General features: G+C 68.8%; 14 protein-coding genes and 4 pseudogenes. 11 read left to right on the top strand and 7 right to left on the bottom strand.

The features are described 5' to 3' along the window. Positions 1–182: 182 nt before the first annotated feature. Positions 183–1214, bottom strand: coding sequence for a GDP-mannose 4,6-dehydratase (locus Sfulv_RS28825; protein WP_173317329.1), 1032 nt, complete (start codon positions 1212–1214; stop codon positions 183–185). Between the two features lie 275 nt (positions 1215–1489). On the opposite strand from Sfulv_RS28825, the gene Sfulv_RS28820 reads away from it, so the two are divergent. Genes Sfulv_RS28820 through Sfulv_RS28805 form a run of 4 tightly spaced genes read left to right on the top strand, consistent with a single transcriptional unit; the run spans position 1490 to position 6782 of the window. After that, positions 1490–3247 (top strand): ABC transporter ATP-binding protein, encoded by a 1758-nt coding sequence (locus Sfulv_RS28820; protein WP_173317327.1) that lies wholly within the window; start codon positions 1490–1492, stop codon positions 3245–3247. Next, a complete protein-coding gene (locus tag Sfulv_RS28815; protein WP_173317326.1) occupies positions 3225–5144 on the top strand; it encodes an ABC transporter ATP-binding protein in 1920 nt (639 codons plus the stop codon). The genes Sfulv_RS28820 and Sfulv_RS28815 overlap by 23 nt, the downstream gene beginning before the upstream one ends. 13 nt (positions 5145–5157) lie before the next feature. Then, complete coding sequence (locus Sfulv_RS28810; protein WP_173317325.1) at positions 5158–6030, top strand: metallophosphoesterase family protein; 873 nt, start codon at positions 5158–5160, stop codon at positions 6028–6030. Beyond that, positions 6027–6782, top strand: coding sequence for a 4'-phosphopantetheinyl transferase family protein (locus Sfulv_RS28805; protein ID WP_173317324.1), 756 nt, complete (start codon positions 6027–6029; stop codon positions 6780–6782). Before Sfulv_RS28810 ends, Sfulv_RS28805 begins: the two co-directional genes overlap by 4 nt. Positions 6783–7626: 844 nt before the next feature. Here Sfulv_RS28805 and Sfulv_RS28800 read toward each other — a convergent pair. The 3 genes and pseudogenes from Sfulv_RS28800 to Sfulv_RS28790 all read right to left on the bottom strand — a co-directional run bounded on the left by Sfulv_RS28800 (position 7627) and on the right by Sfulv_RS28790 (position 10644). Then, a pseudogene (locus Sfulv_RS28800) lies at positions 7627–8851 on the bottom strand (PP2C family protein-serine/threonine phosphatase). Between the two features lie 271 nt (positions 8852–9122). After that, positions 9123–9593, bottom strand: coding sequence for an MSMEG_6728 family protein (locus Sfulv_RS28795; protein WP_173317323.1), 471 nt, complete (start codon positions 9591–9593; stop codon positions 9123–9125). 559 nt (positions 9594–10152) lie between these two features. Further along, on the bottom strand, positions 10153–10644 hold the full coding sequence (locus Sfulv_RS28790) for a hypothetical protein (protein WP_173310111.1): 492 nt from the start codon (positions 10642–10644) through the stop codon (positions 10153–10155). Positions 10645–10692: 48 nt separating this feature from the next. Here Sfulv_RS28790 and Sfulv_RS28785 point away from each other — a divergent pair, with 48 nt between their 5' ends. The 4 genes from Sfulv_RS28785 to Sfulv_RS28770 all read left to right on the top strand — a co-directional run bounded on the left by Sfulv_RS28785 (position 10693) and on the right by Sfulv_RS28770 (position 14697). Beyond that, complete coding sequence (locus Sfulv_RS28785; RefSeq protein ID WP_256669179.1) at positions 10693–11511, top strand: TauD/TfdA family dioxygenase; 819 nt, start codon at positions 10693–10695, stop codon at positions 11509–11511. Between the two features lie 547 nt (positions 11512–12058). Beyond that, a complete protein-coding gene (locus tag Sfulv_RS28780; protein ID WP_173317321.1) occupies positions 12059–12679 on the top strand; it encodes a class I SAM-dependent methyltransferase in 621 nt (206 codons plus the stop codon). 177 nt (positions 12680–12856) lie between these two features. Then, the gene (locus Sfulv_RS28775; RefSeq protein ID WP_173317320.1) at positions 12857–13288 is read left to right on the top strand and encodes a cupin domain-containing protein; all 432 of its coding nucleotides are present in this window, start codon (positions 12857–12859) and stop codon (positions 13286–13288) included. Between the two features lie 911 nt (positions 13289–14199). Beyond that, complete coding sequence (locus Sfulv_RS28770; RefSeq protein ID WP_173317319.1) at positions 14200–14697, top strand: hypothetical protein; 498 nt, start codon at positions 14200–14202, stop codon at positions 14695–14697. An 8-nt stretch (positions 14698–14705) separates the two neighbouring features. Here the strand turns inward: Sfulv_RS28770 and Sfulv_RS28765 are convergent, their stop codons facing one another. After that, positions 14706–16304, bottom strand: a complete 1599-nt coding sequence (locus Sfulv_RS28765; RefSeq protein WP_218578098.1) for an ISL3 family transposase — start codon at positions 16302–16304, stop codon at positions 14706–14708. A 266-nt stretch (positions 16305–16570) separates the two neighbouring features. Next, positions 16571–17056: pseudogene (locus Sfulv_RS28760) on the bottom strand (transposase); the annotation flags it as partial. Positions 17057–17405: 349 nt separating this feature from the next. Between Sfulv_RS28760 and tap the strand changes: the two are divergent. Together tap and tpg are read left to right on the top strand one after the other, a co-directional pair. Beyond that, positions 17406–19639: pseudogene (gene tap, locus Sfulv_RS28755) on the top strand (telomere-associated protein Tap). 12 nt (positions 19640–19651) lie between these two features. After that, a complete protein-coding gene (tpg, locus tag Sfulv_RS28750; RefSeq protein ID WP_173317318.1) occupies positions 19652–20209 on the top strand; it encodes a telomere-protecting terminal protein Tpg in 558 nt (185 codons plus the stop codon). Positions 20210–20450: 241 nt separating this feature from the next. Here the strand turns inward: tpg and Sfulv_RS28745 are convergent, their stop codons facing one another. Then, positions 20451–20963 carry a hypothetical protein gene (locus Sfulv_RS28745; protein WP_173317317.1) on the bottom strand — a complete coding sequence of 171 codons (513 nt, stop codon included), beginning with the start codon at positions 20961–20963 and terminating at the stop codon, positions 20451–20453. A gap of 211 nt (positions 20964–21174) precedes the next feature. Between Sfulv_RS28745 and Sfulv_RS28740 the strand changes: the two are divergent. Then, positions 21175–21998 (top strand): annotated as a pseudogene (locus Sfulv_RS28740) (IS5 family transposase). Positions 21999–22170: the final 172 nt, after the last annotated feature.

Raw genomic sequence — 22170 nt, 5'->3', positions numbered from 1 at the left:
CTCAACTCAACCCATCTCGACAGCCAGTGGCCGAACATCACGCGGGAACATCTCGCGCTCGCCGTGCAATACGAAGAATTGGAAAGCCACATGGCTTCGCAGCCGTTCAGCGGGAAGCCATGTGGCGATTGTCGTACGGACCGCGGCGGGATTTCCCTAGTCCTCTGCGGTCCTTCGGCCGACTACCAGTTGGAGGCCAGCAGAAGGTCTCCGTATTCGTGTTCCCGGGAGACCTGATTCAGGTCGGAATCGACCATCATGCTCATCAGTCCGGGGAAGTCGACGGTGGGCTTCCAGCCGAGCCGGGCGCGGGCGTGCCCGCTGTCGGCACAGAGGACCTCGACCTCGGCAGGACGGACCAGCGCGGGGTCGATGACGACGTAGTCCTGCCAGTCCAGGCCCACGTGGTCGAAGGCGATGCGCACCGCGTCCCGCACGGAGTGCATGGTGCCGCTGCCGATCACGTAGTCGTCCGGCTCGTCGGGCTGGAGCATGAGGTGCATCGCACGGACGTAGTCCCCGGCGAAGCCCCAGTCGCGTACCGCGTCGATGTTCCCCAGGTGCAGCTTCTCCTGGAGACCGAGCTTGATGCGGGCGACGGCCAGGGATATTTTCCGGGTCACGAACTCCGAGCCGCGGCGCGGGGACTCGTGATTGAAGAGCATGCCGGAGACGGCGTACATCCCGAAGGACTCACGGTAGTTGCGGGTGATGAAGTGCCCGTATGCCTTGGCGGCGCCGTACGGGCTGCGCGGGTGGAACAGCGTCGACTCGCGCTGCGGGGTCTCGGCGGCCTTGCCGAACATCTCCGAGGACGACGCCTGGTAGAAACGGATCTGGCCGCCCGACGTGGTGCGCGAACCGTTCAGGCCGCTCACCATGCGGATGGCCTCCAGAACACGCAGCACACCCATGCCGTTGACCTCGGTCACCAGCTCGGCCTGCTGCCACGACATCGGCACGAACGAGATCGCGCCGAGGTTGTAGACCTCGTCGGGTTGCACGGTGTCGACGGCGGAGACCAGGCTGCCCTGGTCCATCAGGTCGCCGTCCACGAACGAGAGCTCGGAGACGAGCCGGCTGACCCGCGACTTGCGCGGGTTGGCCTGACCTCGGTTCAGCCCCCAGACCTCGTAGCCCTCGGCCAGGAGATGCTCGGCCAGATAAGAACCATCCTGGCCGGTAATACCGGTGATCAATGCACGCTTGGTCATACGAACCCCTTCTCGACCACGGAGAGACCGCCCAAACGCACAGCTCGGTCGACGACCTCGCATCGAATACGCTTCTGTCCGGACGATAGACATCGGCACGCTCGCAAGCCGCCGACCACGGTGTCAAGAAATCCCGCGCTTACTAGGGAATTCCCGAGTCGGGGTCCTGCACGGAAGGCAGGAAGGGGCATAACACTAGTAATTTTTGACACCTCGATGGGGTGCACTGTGTGCGTCGGCGTTCGGGCCGGCTCTGCCAACCGGAGCGTCTTTCCGTGCTGCTGAGACTTCTGCGTACCCATGTGCGCCCGTACCGGCGTGCCGCCGCCCTGCTGATCCTCCTGCAACTGGTCCAGATCCTCGGGACGCTGCTGCTGCCGACGCTGGGCGCGGCCCTGATCGACAACGGTGTGGTCGCCCGGGACAACGGCTACATCGCCCGGCTCGGCGCCTTCATGGTCGCGGTGGCGTTCGTCCAGGTCCTCGCGGCACTCGGCGCGGTATCCCTGGCCTCCCGCACCGCGATGGCGATGGGACGCGACATCCGGTCCGTCGTCTTCCGCCGGGTGCTGGACTTCTCCGCCCGTGAGGTGGGCCGCTTCGGAACGCCGTCGCTGCTGACCCGCACGGTCAACGACGTCCAGCAGGTGCAGACGCTGGCCCAGTCGGGCTTCGGCATCGTGGTCGCCGCGCCCCTGATGTGTCTGGGCAGCATCGCGCTGGCCCTCCAGCAGGACGTACCGCTGGCCCTGGTCCTGGTACTGCTGGTGGTGGTCGTCGCCGTGGCGTTCGGTCTGCTCCTGGCCCGTATGGGCGCGCTGTACGCGCGGATGCAGACGGGTCTTGACCGGCTCGGCCGGATGCTGCGCGAGCAGATCACCGGAGTGCGCGTGGTGCGTTCCTTCGTCCGGGACGGCTATGAGCGCGAGCGGTTCTCCCGTACGAGCACGGATCTGTTCGACGTCTCGCAGCGGGTCGGCCGCCTCATCGCGTCGATGCTGCCCGTGGTGCTGCTCCTCATGAACGGCTTCACGGTCGCGATCCTGTGGGCCGGCGCCCACCGGATCGACGGCGGGGCCATGCGCATCGGTGCGCTGAGCGCGTTCCTGATGTACCTCTCCCTGATCCTGATGTCGGTCGTGATGGTCGCGTTCGTGTTCCTGTCGGTGCCCCGCGCGCGGGTCTCCGCCGCGCGCATCCAGGAGATCGTCGGCACGCCGTCGAGCGTCGTACGGGCGCCCCGGCCGGTGCCCGCCGTGCCGGACGCGGTGGGTCATGTCGAGCTGCGCGGGGCGCAGTTCCGCTACCCGGGCGCCGAGAAACCGGTCCTCCAGGGGATCGGCCTGACGGCCGGGCCCGGGGAGAGCGTGGCCATCCTCGGCTCCACGGGCAGCGGCAAGACGACCCTGCTCAACCTGGTGCTGCGGCTGTTCGACGCCACCGAGGGGTCGGTACGGGTCAACGGCGTCGACGTCCGGGAGCTGGACCCCGAGGACCTGGGCCGGGCCGTGGGCTTCGTACCGCAGCGCCCGTACCTGTTCTCCGGGACGGTCGCGAGCAACCTGCGCTTCGGCGATCCGGCTGCCACCGACGACGAGCTGTGGCGGGTCCTGCGCGTCGCCCAGGCCGACACGTTCGTCGCGAACATGCCCGAAAGGCTCGACACCGAGATCGCCCAGGGCGGCACCAACGTCTCGGGCGGCCAGCGCCAGCGGCTCGCCATCGCGCGCACCCTGCTGCGCCGGCCCGCCGTCTACCTCTTCGACGACTGCTTCTCCGCGCTCGACCATGCCACGGACGCCGCGCTGCGGACCGCCCTGGCGTCGGAGACCGCCGGAGCGACCGTCATCACCGTCGCCCAGCGGATCGCCCAGGTCCAGTACGCCGACCGCATCGTGATCCTCGACGCCGGCCGTGTCGTCGGCACGGGCACCCACGACGAACTGCTGCGCGACAACGCCACCTACCGCGACATCGCCCTCTCCCAGCTCACCGAGGAGGAGACCGTTCATGGTCTCGCCGCACGGCCGTAGGGCCTGTCTTCGACGTCACCCCCGGGCGAACGGCGGGCCGGTGAAGACCCGTACCGAACCGGCCGGGCCCTCCGGCACCGGCCGACGCCTGCTCGGCCTCCTGTACCCGCACCGCCGCCCGATCAGCGTCGCGCTCCTCGTGGGCATCGTCGGAATCGTCCTCAACGCGTTCGGGCCGCTCCTGCTCGGCCGGGCCACCGACCTGATCTTCGACGCCCTCGTCGACGGGTCGGACATCGACTTCGGCGCGGTCGGGCGGCTGCTGCTCCTGCTGCTCGCGCTGTACGGCGCGGCCTCGCTGTTCATGCTGGCGCAGGGCCGGCTGGTCGCTGCCGTCGTCCAGCGGGTGGTCTTCGGGCTGCGGCAGAAGGCGCAGGCCAAACTCGGACGGCTGCCGCTGCGCTACTTCGACCGCAATCCGGCGGGCGAGGTGCTGAGCCGCACGACCAACGACGTCGACAACCTCCAGCAGACCCTCCAGCAGACGCTGGCCGAACTGATCACCGCGGTCTTCTCCCTCCTCACCATGCTCGTCCTGATGCTGGTGATCTCCCCCTCGCTCGCGCTGATCATGCTCGCCGGCGTACCGGTGTCGGGACTGCTCGCCGCGTGGATCAGCAAGCGCGCCCAGCCCCGGTTCACGGATCAGTGGGAAGCCAACGGCGCGATGAACGCGCAGGTCGAAGAGGTCTACACGGGCCACTCCCTGATCAAGGGATTCAGCCGCCGCGAGCAGGCCGAGGAGCGCTTCGACGCCCACAACGACGCCCTGTTCCGGGCCGGCGCCAAAGCCCAGTTCGCCTCGGGCACCATCGAGCCCGCGATGATGTTCATCGCCAACATCGGCTATGTCGCCGTGGCCGTGGTAGGCGCCTGGAAAGTAGTGAGCGGCGAGCTGACGCTCGGGGACGTACAGGCGTTCATCCTGTACTCCCGGCAGTTCAGCCAGCCGATCGTGCAGGTCGCCGCCGTGGCCGGCCGACTGCAGTCCGGCATCGCCTCCGCGGCCCGGGTCTTCACCCTGCTCGACGCCGAGGAGCAGAGCCCCGACCCGCAGGACCCGGCGCGCGTGCGGGCGACGGCCGGACGAGTGGAGTTCGAGGGCGTGTCGTTCCGCTACTCCCCCGAGACGCCGCTGATCGAGCAGCTCTCACTGACCGTCGAGCCCGGCAGCACGGTGGCGATCGTCGGCCCGACCGGGGCCGGCAAGACCACGCTGGGCAATCTCCTCCTGCGGTTCTACGAGGTGGACGAGGGCCGCATCCTGCTCGACGGCACGGACATCGCGACAATGACCCGCGATGACCTGCGCACGCGGTTCGGTCTGGTGCTCCAGGACACCTGGCTGTTCGGCGGCTCGATCGCCGAGAACATCGCCTACGGCCGTGCCGGGGCCACCCGTGAGGAGATCGTGGCAGCGGCGAGCGCCACCTGCGCCGACCGCTTCATCCGTACGCTGCCGGACGGCTACGACACCGTGCTCGACGACGAGTCCGCAGGAGTGAGCGCGGGCGAGAAACAACTGATCACCGTGGCCAGGGCCTTCCTCGCGAAGCCCGCCGTGCTGGTGCTCGACGAGGCCACGAGTTCCGTCGACACCCGTACCGAGGTGCTCATCCAGCGCGCGATGAACACCCTGCGCGCGGGCCGTACCAGCTTCGTCATCGCGCACCGGCTCTCCACCATCCGCGACGCGGATGTCATCGTGGTCATGGAATCCGGCCGTATCGTCGAACGCGGCACCCACGACGAGCTGATCCGTGAACAGGGCGCCTACGCCCGCCTGTACGACGCCCGCACCCAGGGCCCCGGCCGGTCGGCCGGCATTGACGGGCAACCGAAACCGTTGGCGGGCGCGCGGCCCACGGGACCGGCGCTCGGGCCCCACCCCTTGTGAGCGAATCCGTCCGATGAACGACGACAAGGACCGTACTGTGCCTGCCGGAAAACTCCTCGCCGTCAGCGATCTGCACGTCGTCTACGACGACAACCGCACGCTGGTCGAGAAGCTGCGCCCAGCCTCGGACGACGACTGGCTGATCGTCGCGGGCGATGTCGGCGAGAAGTACGCCGACGTCGAGTGGGCGCTGCGACTACTCAGCGACCGGTTCTCCCGAGTGATCTGGGCTCCGGGCAACCACGAGCTGTGGACCCACCCGCAGGACCCGTGCGAACTGCGTGGCGAGGAGCGCTATCTGCGGCTGGTCGCCCTGTGCCGCGAGATGGGCATCGCCACCCCGGAGGACCCCTACCCCGTATGGCGGGGCGACGGCGGGCCGGTGGTGGTCGCGCCGCTGTTCGTCCTCTACGACTACTCGTTCCTGGCTCCCGGAGCCACGACGAAGGAGGAGTCGCTGCGGCTCGCCCACGAGGCCGGCGTGGTCTGCTCCGACGAGTACTTCCTGCACCCCGACCCCTACCCCAGCAGGGACGCCTGGTGCCGGGCCCGGATCGAGGAGACCGAGCGCCGGCTGTCAGCCGTCGATCCGGACCTGCCCACGGTCCTGGTCAATCACTATCCGCTGGTCCGCGACCCCACCCGCGTCATGCACTATCCGCAGTTCGCACAGTGGTGCGGTACGGAACTGACCGCCGACTGGCATGTGCGTTTCCGCGCCGCCGCCGCCGTCTACGGCCACCTCCACATCCCCCGGGTCACCCGTTACGACGGGGTGCGCTTCGAAGAGGTGTCGATCGGCTATCCGCGGGAATGGCGCAAGCGCCCGTCCCGGACGCCGCTGCGCCAGATCCTGCCGGAGCCGGCCGGACAGGCAGCCCGGTGATCCGCGCCCTGCTGCCCGCCGGGGTCGCGGCGGAAGTGGCGTACGACGACGCGCGCGCGCCGGAGGAGAGGCTCTTCCCGCAGGAGACGGCGCTGATCGCACACGCGGTCCCCAAGCGGCAGCAGGAGTTCACGACCGTACGGTTCCTGGCCCGGCGCGCCCTGCGCACCCTTGGGCAGGAGCCCGCGCCGTTGCTGCCCAACCGGCGCGGGGCGCCCCAGTGGCCGCAGGGCATCGTGGGCAGCATGACGCACTGCGACGGCTACCGCGCGGCGGTCGTGGCGCGGTCCGACACGACCGCCGCGCTCGGCATCGACGCGGAGCCGGACGCTCCGCTGCCCGACGGCGTGCTCGACGCCATCGCGCTGCCGCACGAGATCGCCCTGATCGGCTCGCTGACCGCCCGGCGCCCCGGCATCAGCTGGGACCGGCTCGTCTTCAGCGCCAAGGAGAGCGTCTTCAAGGTGTGGTATCCGCTCACCGGACGCGAACTCGACTTCCCCGAGGCGGAGATTGACATCAGTGAGGCCGAACGGACCTTCCGGGCACGGCTTTTCGTGCCGGGACCCCTCGTGGCGGGCCGCCGCATCGGTGAGTTCCACGGCCGGTGGACCGCCGAGCGCGGCCTGCTGGCGACGGCCATCCATCTGGCCCACGACGCGCCGCCCGCCCCTACCACGGCGGCCCGCACGGACGGGCGTCACGAGGGGACGGCCGGCCACCGTGCTCCAGGACGTTCTTCGGCGCGATGACGCAGAGCAGTGCGCGGCCTCAAGGAGGGGCCAAGTTCCCGGCGAGTGCGGAGAACGCTCTGTCGGACACGGCCGTTGCGACCTCGCCCAAGATCCCGCTGCCGTACGGCAGCGGGCCGCCCACCGTGCCGGTGAACGGGGCTGCGGTCCGCCTTTGCTTGGCCAACTAGGCAACCGAACTCGTTGATCGGAAAGCGGACGACGTCCCGGTCAGCCGTACCGGATCAGTGGCGGTCGTTCCGTGACGACTCCGCGTCTCGGTGATCGACCTCTCGCGTGGCGCTGTCCAGGTACTCGACAGTGCGGGCACCGGAACCAACGCGATTTTCCGCCGTACCTGCGTGGGCGCGGCGGATGCGGACCTAGGTATCCGTGCCCCGGGCCGGTGTCGGCCGGCCCACCAGCTTCGACAGCGAGCGCTACAAGAAACGCGACACCGTCGAACACGCCAGCGACCGTCTGAAAGGGTTCCACCCCGTCGCCACTCGCTACGAGAACCGCGCCTACAGCTGCCTCGGCACCGTCACACTCGCAGCCCTCGTTGCCTGGCTCCGAACATGATCCGAGAAACAGTGCCGCCTAGTGGACAGATGCCAGCTGCGTGTGAGGCCGGTCGCGTGCCCGCCGGGGTTCGGTTGAGTGGACGACTCCAGCGCCACGACCGGGTGTGCGTGCAAGACAGTGGTGGCCTGCTCGTGAGGCGCGGGCGCGGTGTGCAGGTCCAGGACGCCCCTGGTGGCAGCCAGCACGAGATCAGCCCGCGTTTCCCGGATGCTCACGTGCAGGTCGGTGCTCACGGTGGGCGCTCCTTCGCTGGCTCCCGGATGCAAGACCGGACGGGTGCTCATGGCGGGGTGAGCCCGGGCAGGGCCTGTGCGGCACCGATGCTGTTCGGGTCGGGGCCGAGCCATTCGCAGAACAGCACGGTGGCGTCGTCCTCCAGCTGCCCATGGTGGCACTCCAGGACCGCGTGGATGAGCCGGCGCAGCGTCTCGGGCACGGGCAGCCCGTCGGCGTGATGGCGGATGAGGAAGTCGGTGAACCGCTTCAGGCCGAACTCCGCGTCGCCCAGGCCGCGGGCTTCGGTGATCCCGTCGGTGCACGATCCGGTCACCCGGCTCCAGCTGTTCCCGGCACAGCACGGTCTTCAGCCCCAGGCCGGTGCCCATCGGGTGAGCCGGCCGGCAGTGCAGGTCGCTGCCCCAGCGACCCTGCCGGATGATCACCGGCGGGTGGTGACCGCGGTTGACCCACGTCAGGACACCGGTGCTGGTGTTCAGGTCGGCCAGGATCCCGGTCACGTAGCGCTTCTGCCCGTACTGCTCGATCGAAGCCTGCTCGATCCGCTCGGTGATCTCCGCCAGACCGGCTCCCTGGCGGCGGGAATTGCGGCAGGCGGCCATGGCAAGGTTCGCCGTCAGCCCGGCAGCGGTGTCGTGACCCATCGCGTCGAAGATCGACAGGTGCACGACCGGACCGGCCATCGCGTAGTCGAACGCGTCCCCGCTGATGCGGTAGGCCGGCTCCATCGCCGCTGCGACCACCACCCGCCCGTCGGCGTAGGTGCGCGGCGGCATCAGATGCCACTGCATCTCCGCGGCGATGTTCATCGGCTCGGCGCGCGTCAGACGGGCGAAGGAGTCGCTGTGCCCTCGCTTGCTGACCAGTATCAGCGCGACGAGAGATGCCAGCGCGGTCATGTCCTGCCGGATGCGCCCGCCGTCCGCGCAGGTGGTGACGCGCAGGACGCCCAGGCGTTCGGTGCCGTCCAGCAGAGGCACCCACCACCGGTACTCACCCGCACCGGCCGTTCCATCGGCCAGGACTTCGCTGTACTGGTAGGCCCGCCCAGGCAGCGTCCCCTCGATCCTCAGCTCGGCTTCCTCACCGTCCGCTGCCTGGCCCGCGTCCTCGCCATGACCGGTCAGCAGCCGCAACACGTTGCGCTGCAAATCCCCGACGTAGATCAGTACCTCGGACAAGCCCGCCGCTGCCGCATGCTCCGCCAACCGCGCGGGCAGCAGCTCCAACGGCATCAGGTGACTGGCGGCCAGCAGACCCTCCAGCATCCGCCGGCCATCACAGTTCCGCTCATCCACAGCCAGCACCCTCTCCTCGGCACACCACCACGCCGCCAACCACCAGCCGCGCCCTCCCCAGTCTCCTCCCTTCCGCCGACTTGATCCCGACCCTTTCCCGGCCCTCGGAGCCCGGAGCAGCCCGCCCACGCAGGGACAAAGAACAGTGGTGGACCCGAGGCAGACCTCCGGCGCAACCTGCCCGTCCCGCCGGGACCTGTCCACGGACAGTGGGACATCCGGGTGAGCGGACATGCCAAGGTTACGAAGCGCCTCGGTCGGAGGCAGGCCAGACGTAAGGCAGATCATCGGGGACGCCCGGGAAGAGCGAGGCATACATCTCCGGCGCCTTGCGCACCAGTGCCGACCGATGGCTGCGGTGGAAGGCGGGATCCCCCAGCCAGGGCGGCAACTCACCGCCGCTGGCCAGCTGTTCCTGGCCGCGAACGACGGCGCCGGGGCGGTGCCGGGTGAAGTCGGCGAGGAGCGTGCCGGCGCAGGTGTCGGCGCGCCCCTGGGCCACCCACACCGCGCATACGTCGAGGCCGTAGCGGGTCAGCGCTTCCTCGTAGCCGAGCCACATACGTACCGCGGGATGATGCCGCCATCCGTAGCCGGGCACGGTCAAACCACGCAGCACCTGGAGGGCCTCGACCCGCTGCTTGCCCAGACGTGATCGGTCCAGGGCCGCGGCGGATCTGGTGAAATCGGAGTACGGGAGAAAGGTCTGCACGCAGAATGCCTACCGCGGACAGTCCCAATTCACCCGCGCGCCTCGCCTGCAACTTCGCCGAACAGCGCCTATGACCCGGGGCGCACCGAGGGAACATTCGGTGCCCGACCCTCTCCACGCGCTCCGAGAAGGGACTCCATCACCCGCACCTCGCGCAAGAGCTTCGGCGAAGGAGGCCAGGTCTTCGGCGGCCAAGTCCCCGTTACCGCGATCTCAGTTGCCTCCTGCGCCACTGCGAAGGCGTTGCCCTCAACGGCTCCGGCTACCGGCTCAAGAACCGCCTCGAAATCATCGAGCGCGAGACCGCGGATGCTCCCACAGCCTGTCGCGGCCCTCAAGTGGCTCCGCGGCCCTGAGCGAGGCCCACAGCCGTGATGCGTCCCGCAGCCGGCGCGGACCGCAGGCCGTCTTGCTTCGTCTCCACCGCGTACAGGTGTTCCCGCACGGGCAGGGCCGTGCGCCCGGGACGGCGAGGGTCGGCGCGGACCGTGGCAGCACGACCACGCCCAGGGCCTCGCAGGGGTGCCCGCCGACCGCGACTGGTTTGCCTACCAGAGCGTCAGCATCCGGTGCGACTGCTTCGACGTGTCCTTGGGTGCAGCGCGGCTTGCCCGCGTCTGACGGATTCGACGAACTCCGGCACGCGCCGGATCAGCACTGCCGTCCCCCACGCGTACGCGACGCCGAAGGCCAGGGAGATCGCCAGCGCCAGCGGCTGCGAGATCTGGTCGAAGATGGGGTAGATCTGCCAGTGGGTCAGGTAGATCGCGAGCGAACTGCCGGCGAGCAGCCCCGCGAGCTGGTTGAGTCGGCGAGTGCCCGGCACCGTGGCGAGGCCCGCGACCGTCACCACCAGCCGCTGCCACAGCGTACGGGTCCGCGCCGCCGCCCATCCCAGGGCGAACAGCCAGAAGACGGTGACCGCGTCGGTGATGTGGGTGCGGTCGGGCAGCCCGATCGGCTCGTAGCGGGTGAGCAGGCCGAGGCCGGCGAGGGCGAGCACCTTGCCCGCACCCTGTGCACCGGAGAGAACCACCAGGTCGACAGTCACGAATGGGTGGGACGCGCCCGCGACGCCTGGGAGGAACTTCCACCTAGAGTGCGCCGCCAGGTGCGCCGGTTTCGAAGGCATTCCGGCCCGACAGGCACCCTGGTCATCAGCGGCCTGCCCGCCGGGCAGGAGGCCCTGCCCGCGACACCCGCGGAACCGGGCTCGGTCCAGCGCCAGGCCACCATCGCGGCCGCGATGCTCACCATGGTGGCCTGCGGTCTCGGGGAGCCCATCGCCTATCTTGCGGAGAAATCCGGTGCCCTCATACAGGACGTCGTACCCGTGCCCGGGCAGGAGACCTTCCACGGCAATGCCGGATCGGTTCCGCTGTCCTTCCACACCGAGAACGGCTTCCACCCCCACCCGCCCGACTACGTCGTCTTCCTGTGCCTGCGCGCCGACCACGACCGACGTGCCGGCATGTGCATCGCCGGCATCCGCCAGGCACTACCGCACCTGACGCCCGCCAGCCGCCAGGCCCTGTTCACACCGGAATTCCGCACCACCCCACCCCCCTCCTTCGGCCCCGCCGCCAGTGAGCCGGACGCCAAGCCCCGCACGGTGCTCTCCGGAGCCGTCGAGGACCCCGACATACGCATGGCCCAACTCGTCACCACCCCGCTCACCCCCCAAGCCGCCACAGCCCTGACCGAATTCGGCCACGCCTGCGAGGCAACTGCCCACACCCTGCACCTGACACCCGGCGACCTCGTCATCCTCGACAACCGCGTCACTGTCCACGGCCGCACCGCCTTCCACCCCCGCTACGACGGAGCCGACCGCTGGCTGCAACGCACCTACGTCACCGCCGACCTGCGCGGCTCTCGCGACCACCGACCCGACGACGGCCACATACTCGCCCGGTAACCCTGCGCACCATCGCGTGGCCGACAGCATCGCAACGGCGATGCGCTGGCAAGAAACCAGGACCGAACAGTAGGGCAGATCGCGGGGGTCCTCCCGGCTCAGACCGCTCGTCTGCAGCGCTCACCACCGTGAGGCCGCTCGGCGAACAGGGGACGTGGTGCGTCCGGCGCTGGATCAGCCGAGCTTCGTGGTTGCCGAGCAGCTCCCCCGGCAGTACGGGCCCGCGGTCCGGGGTGGCCAACCGGTGGGGCTCTGACTGGCAATAGTGACCATCCGACTGATCACTCCGGGGTGGGGCGTACCGCGTACTCAGCAAGGACGGTGCCGGACGTCCACGACGGAGCCCGCGTGGCCGCGAAGATCTCCGCGCATCTGATGCTGTTTCGACATCGCCTCGCTGGCCGTCCATGACCTGCCCCCCGTACTCCGAGTGCCGCGCCGTCCTGCAGACACCCGGGCCCGGCGGTCATGCGTGTCCGGGTGGTGGGGGGTTCGTGGGCCGGGCATGAGTGCAAGTGCGTTGGCAGATGTGGTTCCGGCGGCGGATGTGTCCGAGGTTCTCCGGCAGGCGGTGTTCGACGAATGGGAGGAATGGCACGAGCCGTGGCGGCAGTTGTTGTCCGGTGAGGAGTTCCGGCGTCGTTCGCACTCTTCGGCCGATGAGCACTTGCGGTGGGTGTATGAGCGACTGCGGCTGGTCGGTGAGGCCCTTGGGGCCCGGTTGGAGCCCGTGCGCAATCCGGTGCGGCTGGCCTCTCTGCACGAGTGGCTGGCCTTCGTCGATCCGACACTGGCAGCGGTGGCCACCATCCACTACAACCTGTTCCTGGGCGCCCTCCAAGGCCCGGACGGGACCTGGACGCGGAACATGGGTGACTTCACCTCGGTGCGGCAGGTGGGCACGTTCCTGCTGACGGAGGTTGCGCACGGCAATGACGTGGCCGCGATGGAGACAACGCCCCCCCAGGACTACATCCGCACTCTGCGCGCCTGGTCGGCACGGCCCCTTACCGCACGGGCACAGGCCGAGAAGACAGCGGGCGCGGGCACCTACCAGCGCTACCGCCTCTACCTCAACACCTGCGAGCTCCTGTTCCTGCGAGGAGAGGTGACCTTGTACCGCATCGCCCTGCGTCGAAGGCCTCAACGCCTCCACCTGTTCACCTGAAGCCCCGGCCGGTTCCAGGCTTCGGAGCCGCGTCCCGGCATCTCCCGTCCCACTGGTGCGTACGCCTGTCGGCGTTGCGCCGACTGTGCCGCCGACCGCCACCGCCCTGCGCTGGCACACATGATCAGGCTGGCGTGAACCGCTCGAACACCCAGAGCCTGCTGTTGTACTGCGCGTATGACCGATCACAGGCAGTGCACCGTGGTGCGGACCGGGCACTACGAGGGCGTCCAGGGCGGCGTATTCGGGGCAGGCGTGAGTGCGCAGTCCACCGGGGCCGAACGGCTGTGCCTGCACCAGCTGGTGATGCCCGCCGGCACCCGCGGCCGCCCTCACCTTCACGAGGGACACGAGTCAGCCATCTTCATCCAGTCCGGCCAGGTCGAGGTCTGGCACGGGCCCGACCTCACCGAGCACGTAGCCCTGCGCGCGGGCGACTACGTCCACATCCCCGCCGACACACCCCACCTGCCGGTCAACAACGGCGCCCAGGACATGGTGTGCCTGGTCGCACGGACCGACCCGAACGAACAGGAAGGGGTCCGACTCCTGGACCTGCCGACCTGGTTGGAACAGCGCATCGGAACCCTTCCCGTCGGGGCCGGTTGAACCCCCGCCGCACCCGGCGAACACGGGATCCATGCCCCCGCAGTGGAAGCGGAGCCGATGTCAGCCGTGATATCGCCGGCCGGCCCGAGTGAACTACGTCCGCGCGTGCCTGCGACCTGGACGGCGACACGGGCGCCTGATGGGTGCTGACGGAGCTCTGCCTGGCCCGGCGGGAGGCGAAGCGCACCCGGCGGGCGGTCCCAAACCCTGACGAGCACGGCGTACGTCTGGTGCGGGAGCGGGCCCGGGTTGGGGGCGTAGTGATCGTGGCCGTACACCCGGCCGCGCAGCAGCTGCTCGTCATCGGCGTTCATCCGACCAGCCTCCCAGCCACCACCGACAGCGCGGGCTCCGTTCCGCTCCCGGGGACGCAGCCCCTGGGAGCGGAACGCCTCGAAGTGTCTCGTGGGGGCGACTGACATCACAGGCAACCGGTCTGTCATCAACCTCGTGCGCGTCCCAAGGATTCAGACCCTGGTGCCGCCAACGGGCGCGCGTCCCGGCCGGGTCGTGCGCACCGGCCCGAATCGGCGGGTGCGCCGCACGAAGAATCGACGCACCCGATGGCGCGCCAGCGCGCGCCACGGTGCGGTGATCGGGAAGCGCGTCGGCACCGGCGTGAACCACGACATCGTCGGCGCGCGCGGTGCGCCCGATGCCGAACATCGTCCCCACCCGGCGCGCGCCACCGAGGCGAGCACGCACCGGGTGCCGCGATGTCGTGTACTCCCCCACCGGCCGCTGCTCACCGGAGAGTGGAGTCCACTCCATCCGATGAACATCGCGGTGGGTGGCTCTGTCCACGAGAATGGGTTCTGGTCCCACTTTGTGGAGCTCTTACGCTCTGTAACCTGTCGGGACCGGATGGCCCTTCGTGGCTCGTTGACAGAGCCGTTTGGGATCATGCCCGCATGGACTTCGACCTCGCCCCACCGACCGGCGTTGGCCCGTTGCGAATCGGTATGACTCAACACGCGGCCAATACGGCGCTGGACTCGCTCCGCGATCTCTCTACGATTTCGGAGTCTGATCGGCCGGGGCAGCACATCTCCCGTCCCAGTGGGCTGATGATCAGCATCCACTGCGTGCGCGACATGCTTGAAGCCACCGAGCTGGGAAGGCCGTCGTCCCAGACGGACCGAGTCTTGTTCCAGGGTGTGGACATATTCGCGCTTCCGGCCCGAGAGGTTGTCCGGCGCGTCGGGGAGTTCACCTCGATCGAGGAAGATCCTGACGACGATGCTTCATTCATCGCCCCGGACTTGCTGTTGAGCTTCTGGCGTCCGTTCGCAGCCGACGAGGAGCCGGAGGAAGAGCAGGGCTATTACTTCAACTCGGTCCTGCTGGCTCGGCCTGGCTACTATGACACCCCTGCTCAGGCTGCGGAGCGGCTCCAGCAGAGCTCGTGACGGTTTCGTCAGGATGCCAGCAGGACTCGTTTCCGCAAGAGGCCGAAGCCGGCCCGGCCGTACATCTGGCGCTTGATCATTTTGATCCGGTTTACGTGTCCTTCGACGATGCCGGGGCTCCACGGCAGTGTCAGGCCGGCGGTGACAGCGGCGAGATCCCGTTCGATGCCGTTCACGAAGGTGTGGAGGCTGGGCAGGTCGTCGGCGCGAACCTCCTTGATCCATTGCGGGAGCTGGTCGCCCTGGAGCTGGGTGAGCATCTTCCCGAACGCGCGGACGTGCCCGGTGAGGGCATCGAGTTCAGGGCAGCCGGCGAGAACGGATGTGAGCTTCAGACGCTCGCTCTCCGGCAGGGTGTCGGGGTGAGTCAGGATCCATCCGGTGACCGTGCGTGGGGACGGCGGACGGGCCGCAGGCGCGGTCGGGGATGTCCGGAACGGCTGGAGGTGGGCGGGGACGGCTCCGTAGCCGCCGGTGTAGCCGTGAGTCTTGATCTCTTCCCAGAGGGTCCAGGCGTTCGTGCAGCCCTCGGCCCATCGCCCGTGCAGGTAGGGCTTGAAGTCGTCGAGCTTGGTCCTGCGGTTCTGCCACTGTCCCTGGAACAGGTCTTCCGGCCTTGCGGCGTCGGCCAGCCGTTGGACGGTGCGGTAGGTCATGCCGAGCTGTCGCTGAATCGCGCGTCGGCTGTGGCCGGCGGCCAGCAGCGGGTGGACGGTGGCGTGCTTGGCGCGGGTGCGGTCGGCGAAACGGTGCCCGGTGGGCCATGGCGACCCACTCTCGGCCGGTTCCGGAGCCGGAGCCTTCTCCGGCGCCGGCTCGGCGAAGGTCGCACGGAGGCACGCGCGGTGATGGGCGACGCACCGCTCGGCCGCTTCGCCGAGGTTGCGCCAGAGGTGGAATCGGTCAGCGACCTGGACCGCGGTGGGTGCCCCGATCCTGGCACCCTCGGCAAAGTAAGGGGCGCGGTCGCGGCAGACGACCTCGATCCCCGGGTGATCGGCCAGCCAGGCCGCGACACTGCTTGCCTCGCGATCCGGCAGTAGGTCAACCGGCCTGCGAGTCTCGACGTCGACCAGCACGGTCCCGTAGACACGGCCCTTTCGCATCGCGTACTCGTCGACGCCGGCCACACGCGGGTCCTGTGGCTGGGGCTCCGGGAGAGCGCTGACCAGCCGCAGGACCGTGTTCCGGCTGACCCTCGCCCCGAAGACATCGGCCAGCCGGGCACCGGCGCGACCGGCCAAGGCGAGGCCGACCTCGGCCAGCACCGACCGCATCCGTTCGGTCCGCTGACTGTACCGCCGGGTCAGGCCGGCAACCTGCTCGACGAACGTCCGCCGTCCGCCGGAGATGTCTTCGCACGTGAAGCGCCGGACACGAAGCCGCAGAACCACCCGCCGTCCTGCCACAGGGAGGTCAGCGGGAAACCGCAGGTAAGAGCCGTGCACCCGCCTCGACCAGCTTCCGCAGCCTGGGCACCGCGCCCCGGCCGTCCGGCATCTGGCACCAACTCGGATTACCTCGCCATCGTCCTCCACCGACTCCACCCTGATCCCCGGATCCGCCAGGAAGAGCAGCTCTTCCAGCCTGAGCAGTACCTCGCGCACAGTCAGAACCATCAGGCCGAACGCGATCGGCACCGGCAGTTTCTAGACGATCTCGCGAGACCTATCACCAAGGCCAACGATCACAGTGAGTAGGCAGACCACAGAAGTTGGACCAGAACCGCTTGAAAGCGAACAAAGCCAATCTGGCCTATGAGGCAGCGCTCGACGGTGCGCTGGGACACCCCCAGCGCCTGGGCGGCCTCCCGGGTGGAGCCTTTGAGTTGCTTGGGGCTGTCAAACAAACGGTGTAACTCGGGTTGTTGGAGTTACTGGCGTGCTGCGGAGAGTCGGCCGTCGAAGGTGATGTCGAAGGCGTTCAAGGCTGTCTTCCAGCGCATGGTCCAGCGGGCCTGGCCCTTGCCGGTCGGGTCCAGCGACATGATCGCCATGTAGATGCACTTCAAGGCGGCCTGCTCGTTCGGGAAGTGCCCGCGAGCTTTCACCGCCCGCCGGATCCGCGCGTTCACGGACTCGATCGCGTTCGTCGTGCAGACGATGCGGCGGATCTCGGTGTCGAAGCGTAGGAACGGAGTGAACTCCTCCCGGGCGTTCTCCCAGAGCCGGACGATCGCCGGATACTTCTTGCCCCACGCGTCGGCGAACTCCGCGAACCGCTCGAGGGCCGCGTCCTCGGACGCCGCGGTGTAGACGGGCTTGAGGACCTTCGCGATCTTGTCCCAGTCCTGGTGGGCGACATAGCGGAAGGAGTTCCGCAGCAGGTGCACCACACAGGTCTGCACGCCTGAGCCCGGCCCACCAGCTCATCGATCAGCCGGTCGTCCACAGACTTCGACGGCGCCGTCTCAGACGGCTCGACGGGCTCGGCCTCGGTCACGTTGTTGCTGGTCATCGATGCATCTTCCATGATCGGGAGTTACACCGAACGTTTTACAGTCCCGCTCTTCAGCGCGCTTCGCGGCGCCGCCTAGGCCACGGGGCGGGACTGGTTGGCCTCGGCTTCCGGTGGGTCCAGCAACAGCTGTGAGACACCGCAGCCGCTTTGACTTCCGCTTCATCCAGCGAAGTTGGTACGCACTTCGTACGGCAAACGTACGCGTCTCGTACGTTCAATGAGGTAGGGTGCCGGTCAGGAGGTGCTCCATGTCCGAGTTGTTCGATGCGGTCGACGCGCTGGTCGCGTCCCGCGCCACCCTGCCGCCCCCGGCGGAGCGCAAACGCCTGCGTGCCGCGCACGGCTTGACGATCGATGAGGTCGCCGGCGCGCTGAAGGTGCGCCGGGCCACGGTGTCCGGGTGGGAGTCCGGCAAGACCGAACCGCGCCCCCCGGAGCGCGACGCCTACGCCCGGCTGCTGGACAAGCTCGCGGAGCTCTACCCCGCCGCGTCGGCCCCGGCCGCTGAGACCGCGCCGGCGCCGGACGCCCCGGTGCCCGCTCCGGCGCAGCCTCTTTCCGCCGAGCCGACGTCCGGCGCCGGGGTATGACCGGGCCGGTGAACCCGCAGGAGCCCGCTGAGGACCTCGCGGACGTTCCGGCGGCTGCGCTGCGTCCGGCGAGCGCCACCGAACCGTCGACGCCGCGCCGCCCGGGTGCGCGGAAGGCGCCTGCGGCCGGCACACCGGCGGGCGTCGTCGATCCGCGGTTCGGGAACGGGCCGCTGGCGATCGTCGACGCTGACGCCGACGGGCAGGTGGCCGCGTACTGCGTCGGCGGCCTGGTCCTGGACGTGCCCGCCAAGTCCCTGCCCTCGTTGGTGGAGTGGACGCTGAAGGAGGCGAAGCTCGGGCAGCCGAAGTTGTCCGGCCCGGGAAGGCCGGCCGACCCGCTGCTCGTGCTTACCGAGGCCGCGCTGGAGCGCTACGGCCTGCCCACCACACTCACGGCGGAGGAGAAGGACGCTGGTCGAATCCCGGAGGGACACAAGGTCATCAAGCAGCTGGCCCGCGCCGACTGGAAGCTGACCAAGAGGGGCTTCGGCCCGTGGGCCAGGATTTACCGCCCGGCCAAGGGCTCGGACCGCCAGTGCGTCCAGCTGTGCATCGCCTCGTGGAACGCGCTGGACCCCCGGTTCTGGGGCCACGCCGCGCAGCTGCCGCCGGCGGAGCTCGCCCGCGTCCTGGGCACCTACGCAACGAGGGTGATGACGCCGCGCGGCTCCACCGCCGTCACCGGCCTGGAACTGATGACCGCGCTGCACCCGCCGACCCACGCCGTACGGGACGAGGAGACCGGCGCCCTGCGTCAGGCCGAGACCAAGACACCCGGCTCGCTCGGCAACGACCCGGTGGACTGCGCCCCGTGCGAGGCCCCCGACGGGCACCCGGTGCTCACCGCGCTGGACCTGCCGCGCTTCCACGTGCGCGGCCCGTCGGAGAAGCTGTTCGAGGAGGCGTACGACTGGGCGCGGCCGATGACCGACGAGGAGTGCACCCTGCGCTACCTGGTCGGCCTGGACGTGAACATGGCCTTCGCGGCGGGCGCCAACGGCCTGGTTGTCGGCCTCGGTGAGCCGACGCACGTCAAGGCACCCGCGTTCGACCCGAAGCTGCCCGGCTCGTGGCTGGTCGACCTCTCCCACGTCGACCTCTCCCGCGTGAAGGCCGGCAAGGAGTGGGTGGAGCTGGACGGATCACTGCTGCCGAGTCCGTTCACGCCGAAGGGCGACCGCCCCACCGGCCCGGCCTGGTACGCGACACCGACCGTGGCGTACGCGGTCGAGCTGGGCTACGACGTGACGCCGACCGAGGCGTGGGTGCGGTACGACAACGGCCGCTATCTGGACGGCTGGTACCAGCGGCTGCGCGACGCCCACCTGGCCACGATGGCCGACCTCGGCGTCACCGCCGACCTCTCACCCGAGGACTTCCTGACGGCGATGGACAGCTACAAGGACCGGGACCCGGAGCTGGGCATCGTCATCACAGCGATCAAGGCAACGGTCAAGGGCGGCCTGGGCAAGCTCCGCGAGCGCCCCCGCGGCGAGGGCTGGCGCCCAGGCGAGCGGTGGCGGGCCCTGGAACGCCCGACGTGGCGGCCCGACATCCGCGCGGCGGTCATCTCCCGCACCCGGATCAACCTGCACCGCAAGATCGTCAAGCACGCCGCCTTCACCGGCCAGTACCCGATCGCGGTCCTCTCCGACTGCGTCGTCTACGCCGCCGACGGCCCCTCCCCGCTGGACGTCCTGCCCTACCGGGACGGCAAGCCGCTGCCCGGAGGGTTCAAGCTCGGCATCAACCCCGGCCTGGTCAAGCACGAGGGCACCCAGTCCGTGCTCTGGGGCGAAGGAGTGCGCGAGCAGTTCGACGCACCGCAGCTGAACTTCGCCCGGTTCATCAAGGACGGCACCGTCACCGATGCCGACAACGGAGAGTAGGAGAAGACCGGCATGAGCCTGATCGGGGACGGCCTGGAGAAGGCGGTGCAGAAGGCGTTCACCCGCCCGGCGCCGAAGAGTGCGGGTGCGCAGATGCGGTACCTGGTGAAGCAGCTCGGCGGCACCAAGGCGGTCGCGCAGATGCTGCGGGTCTCCCAGCGCACCGTCGAGCGGTACGTGAAGGACCAGATCAAAAAGCCCCGCCCCGACCTCGCCGGACGCATAGACCGTGAAGTGAAGGCCCGGTGGCAGCCCCAGATCCGGGCCAAGGCGAAGGCGAAGGCGGCGTCCACGGGCGGCATCATCATCGACACCCGCGCCCGCCTCGGCTACACCGCCCCGATCGGCTCCACCGACCAGGACCGCATCCGACACCTCACCGTCGCCCTCCCGCCGGTTCACGCTGCCCGCCTCTTCGAGGCCCAGGAGCAGGGCGCCAGCGACGCCCGTCTCCAGCAGATCGCCGCCGAAGCACTCAAGGAGGTGTACTTCCAGGACGGCGGCCGCCGCGCCGGATCCCTGGACGAGGTCCGCTTCACCGACATCGAACACCTCGAGTTCGACCTGTAGCCGGAGCGCCCTGAACAGCCTGCGAGCCACGGATGTGACTGAGCGCTTCAGATGGCCACTGTGTACTTCAGTTGGCCAGTCTGGTGCTCAGCATCGGTCGCGTGGCGAGGCCGCCGAAGCAAGGCTGCCTCGCCACCCCCGGGCGTGATCAATTGGCTTGGGCTGAGGGCACGGGTTGGCGGCGGAAGAAATGGGCTTGGTTGCGGCTGTTCAAGCCTGCTGAGCGATAAGCGGAAGCCTGCTAAGAGGTGTCCGGTGGGTGCTTCTCCGCTTCTGCTTCCGCCTCCAGCTCATCTCTGACCGCCTCATCGAGTTCACGCCGAAGCGGCGCCACCTCCTCGGCCCAGTAGCGTGGAGCATGCGCCGCGCTGATCGTGGAGCGTGCGCTCCGGGGCCAGATGATGCGCAATGCCACGTATGTAACGCCGCGAGCCAGGGATGAGACACGTCTGCTTGCATGCATGGCGAGTGCGTGTTCCGCCCGATGCACGTGGCTTCCGGCTTCCCTGACCGCCTGCGGGTCATAAGGCTCAGCGAACACAGCCTCCCGCATCTCCGATAACGCATTCTGGATACCCATGTACCTGGCGTGCCGTTCTTCACGTCTTCGGCGTTCCGTCTCCGCCTGGTTCTGGCGACGCAGGACTTCCAAGGCGCCCCGGTGGGTCTTCTCCGCGACCTCCAACGCAGTTCGATGAGCGGCTTCTGCTTGTGCCATCGCCGTTCTGTGAGCAGCCTCGGCCTGCGCCAGCACGGCCCGCTTCTGCCAGTGCCCTACCAAGGCCGTAACTGGGATACCAGCAAGAGCGATGAGTGCCGCAAGGTCACCTAGGTCCATGCTCTGCCCCCCTACGTTGTCTGGGAGGGATCATGCCGCAAGGCGAGCTCTCCTAGGGATGGGAAGGCGAGTTCGAAAAAACGGACTGGCCAACTTATACCGTGTCCTACATGGTCAGTTGGTCGTTGTGTTCGCTAGGGGGAGTGGACAGTGGGGATGGATTGTTCCGGACGGGCTGGGGGAGATAGCGAGGCCGTTGTTGCCGCCGGCGCGCGTGCGGCCGCAAGGCGGCGGGGTTGTGAACATCGATGATGAGGCGGTCTTCGCGGCGGTCATCTACGTCCTGGTCAGTGGCTGCGCATGGCGGGCATTGCCGCCATGCTTCGGGGCGTCGAAGTCAACCGTGCACCGTCGGTTCGTCATCTGGTCGAGAGCCGGCGTGTGGGGCCGACTGCATCAGAAGATTCTCCAGCTCCTGGACGAAAGGGACTTGATCGACCTGTCCCAGGCGGTCCTGGATTCCGCGCACGTCCGCGCTAAAAAAGGGGCGAACTTGCAGGTCCGAGTCCCCTGGACCGGTGCAAGCCGGGTTCCAAGATGCACGTCCTGTCCGACGCGGACGGACTGCCCCTACGCGTCGGGCTCTCCGCGGCCAACACCCACGACAGCCAGGCCCTGAAGCCGAAGCTGTCCCATTTCCACATGGGACACGAATCCCACGCGACCGAATCCAAACCGGTCCGCCTGCACGCCGACAAGGCGTACGACATCCCTCACCTGCGGAAATGACTCTGGGGCAAACACATCGGGGTCCGCATCGCCCGCAAAGGCATCGACTCCAGCGAACGGCTCGGCCGACGCAGATAGGTCATCGAACGCACCATGTCCTGGCTGACCGGCTACCGCAGACTCAACCACCGCTACGAACGCCACCCCCGCAACTACCTGGCCATTCTCGGACTCGCAGCCGCCCTCTGCTGCTACAAACGGTTCCTCAAACTGACCATGTAGGACAGGGTCTTAGTGAGGTGCCGCTGTACGCCACCCCGAGATGCTCGAGGCGTACACCGCGACGTTCGGGACGTTCCTGTTCAGCGCTGACACTGTGCTCGGGTGCGTGACCGTAACCGGCACGTACACCCCGCCGAAGCCGTGAGGTGAGCCTGGGCCCGGACTCAGAACG

The sequence above is a fragment of the Streptomyces fulvorobeus genome (genome assembly GCF_013167895.1).
Lineage (GTDB): Bacteria > Actinomycetota > Actinomycetes > Streptomycetales > Streptomycetaceae > Streptomyces > Streptomyces fulvorobeus.
Note: the sequence above shows the minus strand (reverse complement) of the source record. Positions and strands in the feature narration are given on the sequence as shown.

Bases quoted from the DNA above. Each gene is read 5' to 3' on its own strand.
- tpg (WP_173317318.1), top strand. From the start codon at position 19,652: ATGAGCCTGATCGGGGACGGCCTGGAGAAGGCGGTGCAGAAGGCGTTC.
- Sfulv_RS28815 (WP_173317326.1), top strand. From the start codon at position 3,225: ATGGTCTCGCCGCACGGCCGTAGGGCCTGTCTTCGACGTCACCCCCGG.
- Sfulv_RS28810 (WP_173317325.1), top strand. From the start codon at position 5,158: ATGAACGACGACAAGGACCGTACTGTGCCTGCCGGAAAACTCCTCGCC.
- Sfulv_RS28770 (WP_173317319.1), top strand. From the start codon at position 14,200: ATGGACTTCGACCTCGCCCCACCGACCGGCGTTGGCCCGTTGCGAATC.
- Sfulv_RS28825 (WP_173317329.1), bottom strand. From the start codon at position 1,214: ATGACCAAGCGTGCATTGATCACCGGTATTACCGGCCAGGATGGTTCT.
- Sfulv_RS28775 (WP_173317320.1), top strand. From the start codon at position 12,857: ATGACCGATCACAGGCAGTGCACCGTGGTGCGGACCGGGCACTACGAG.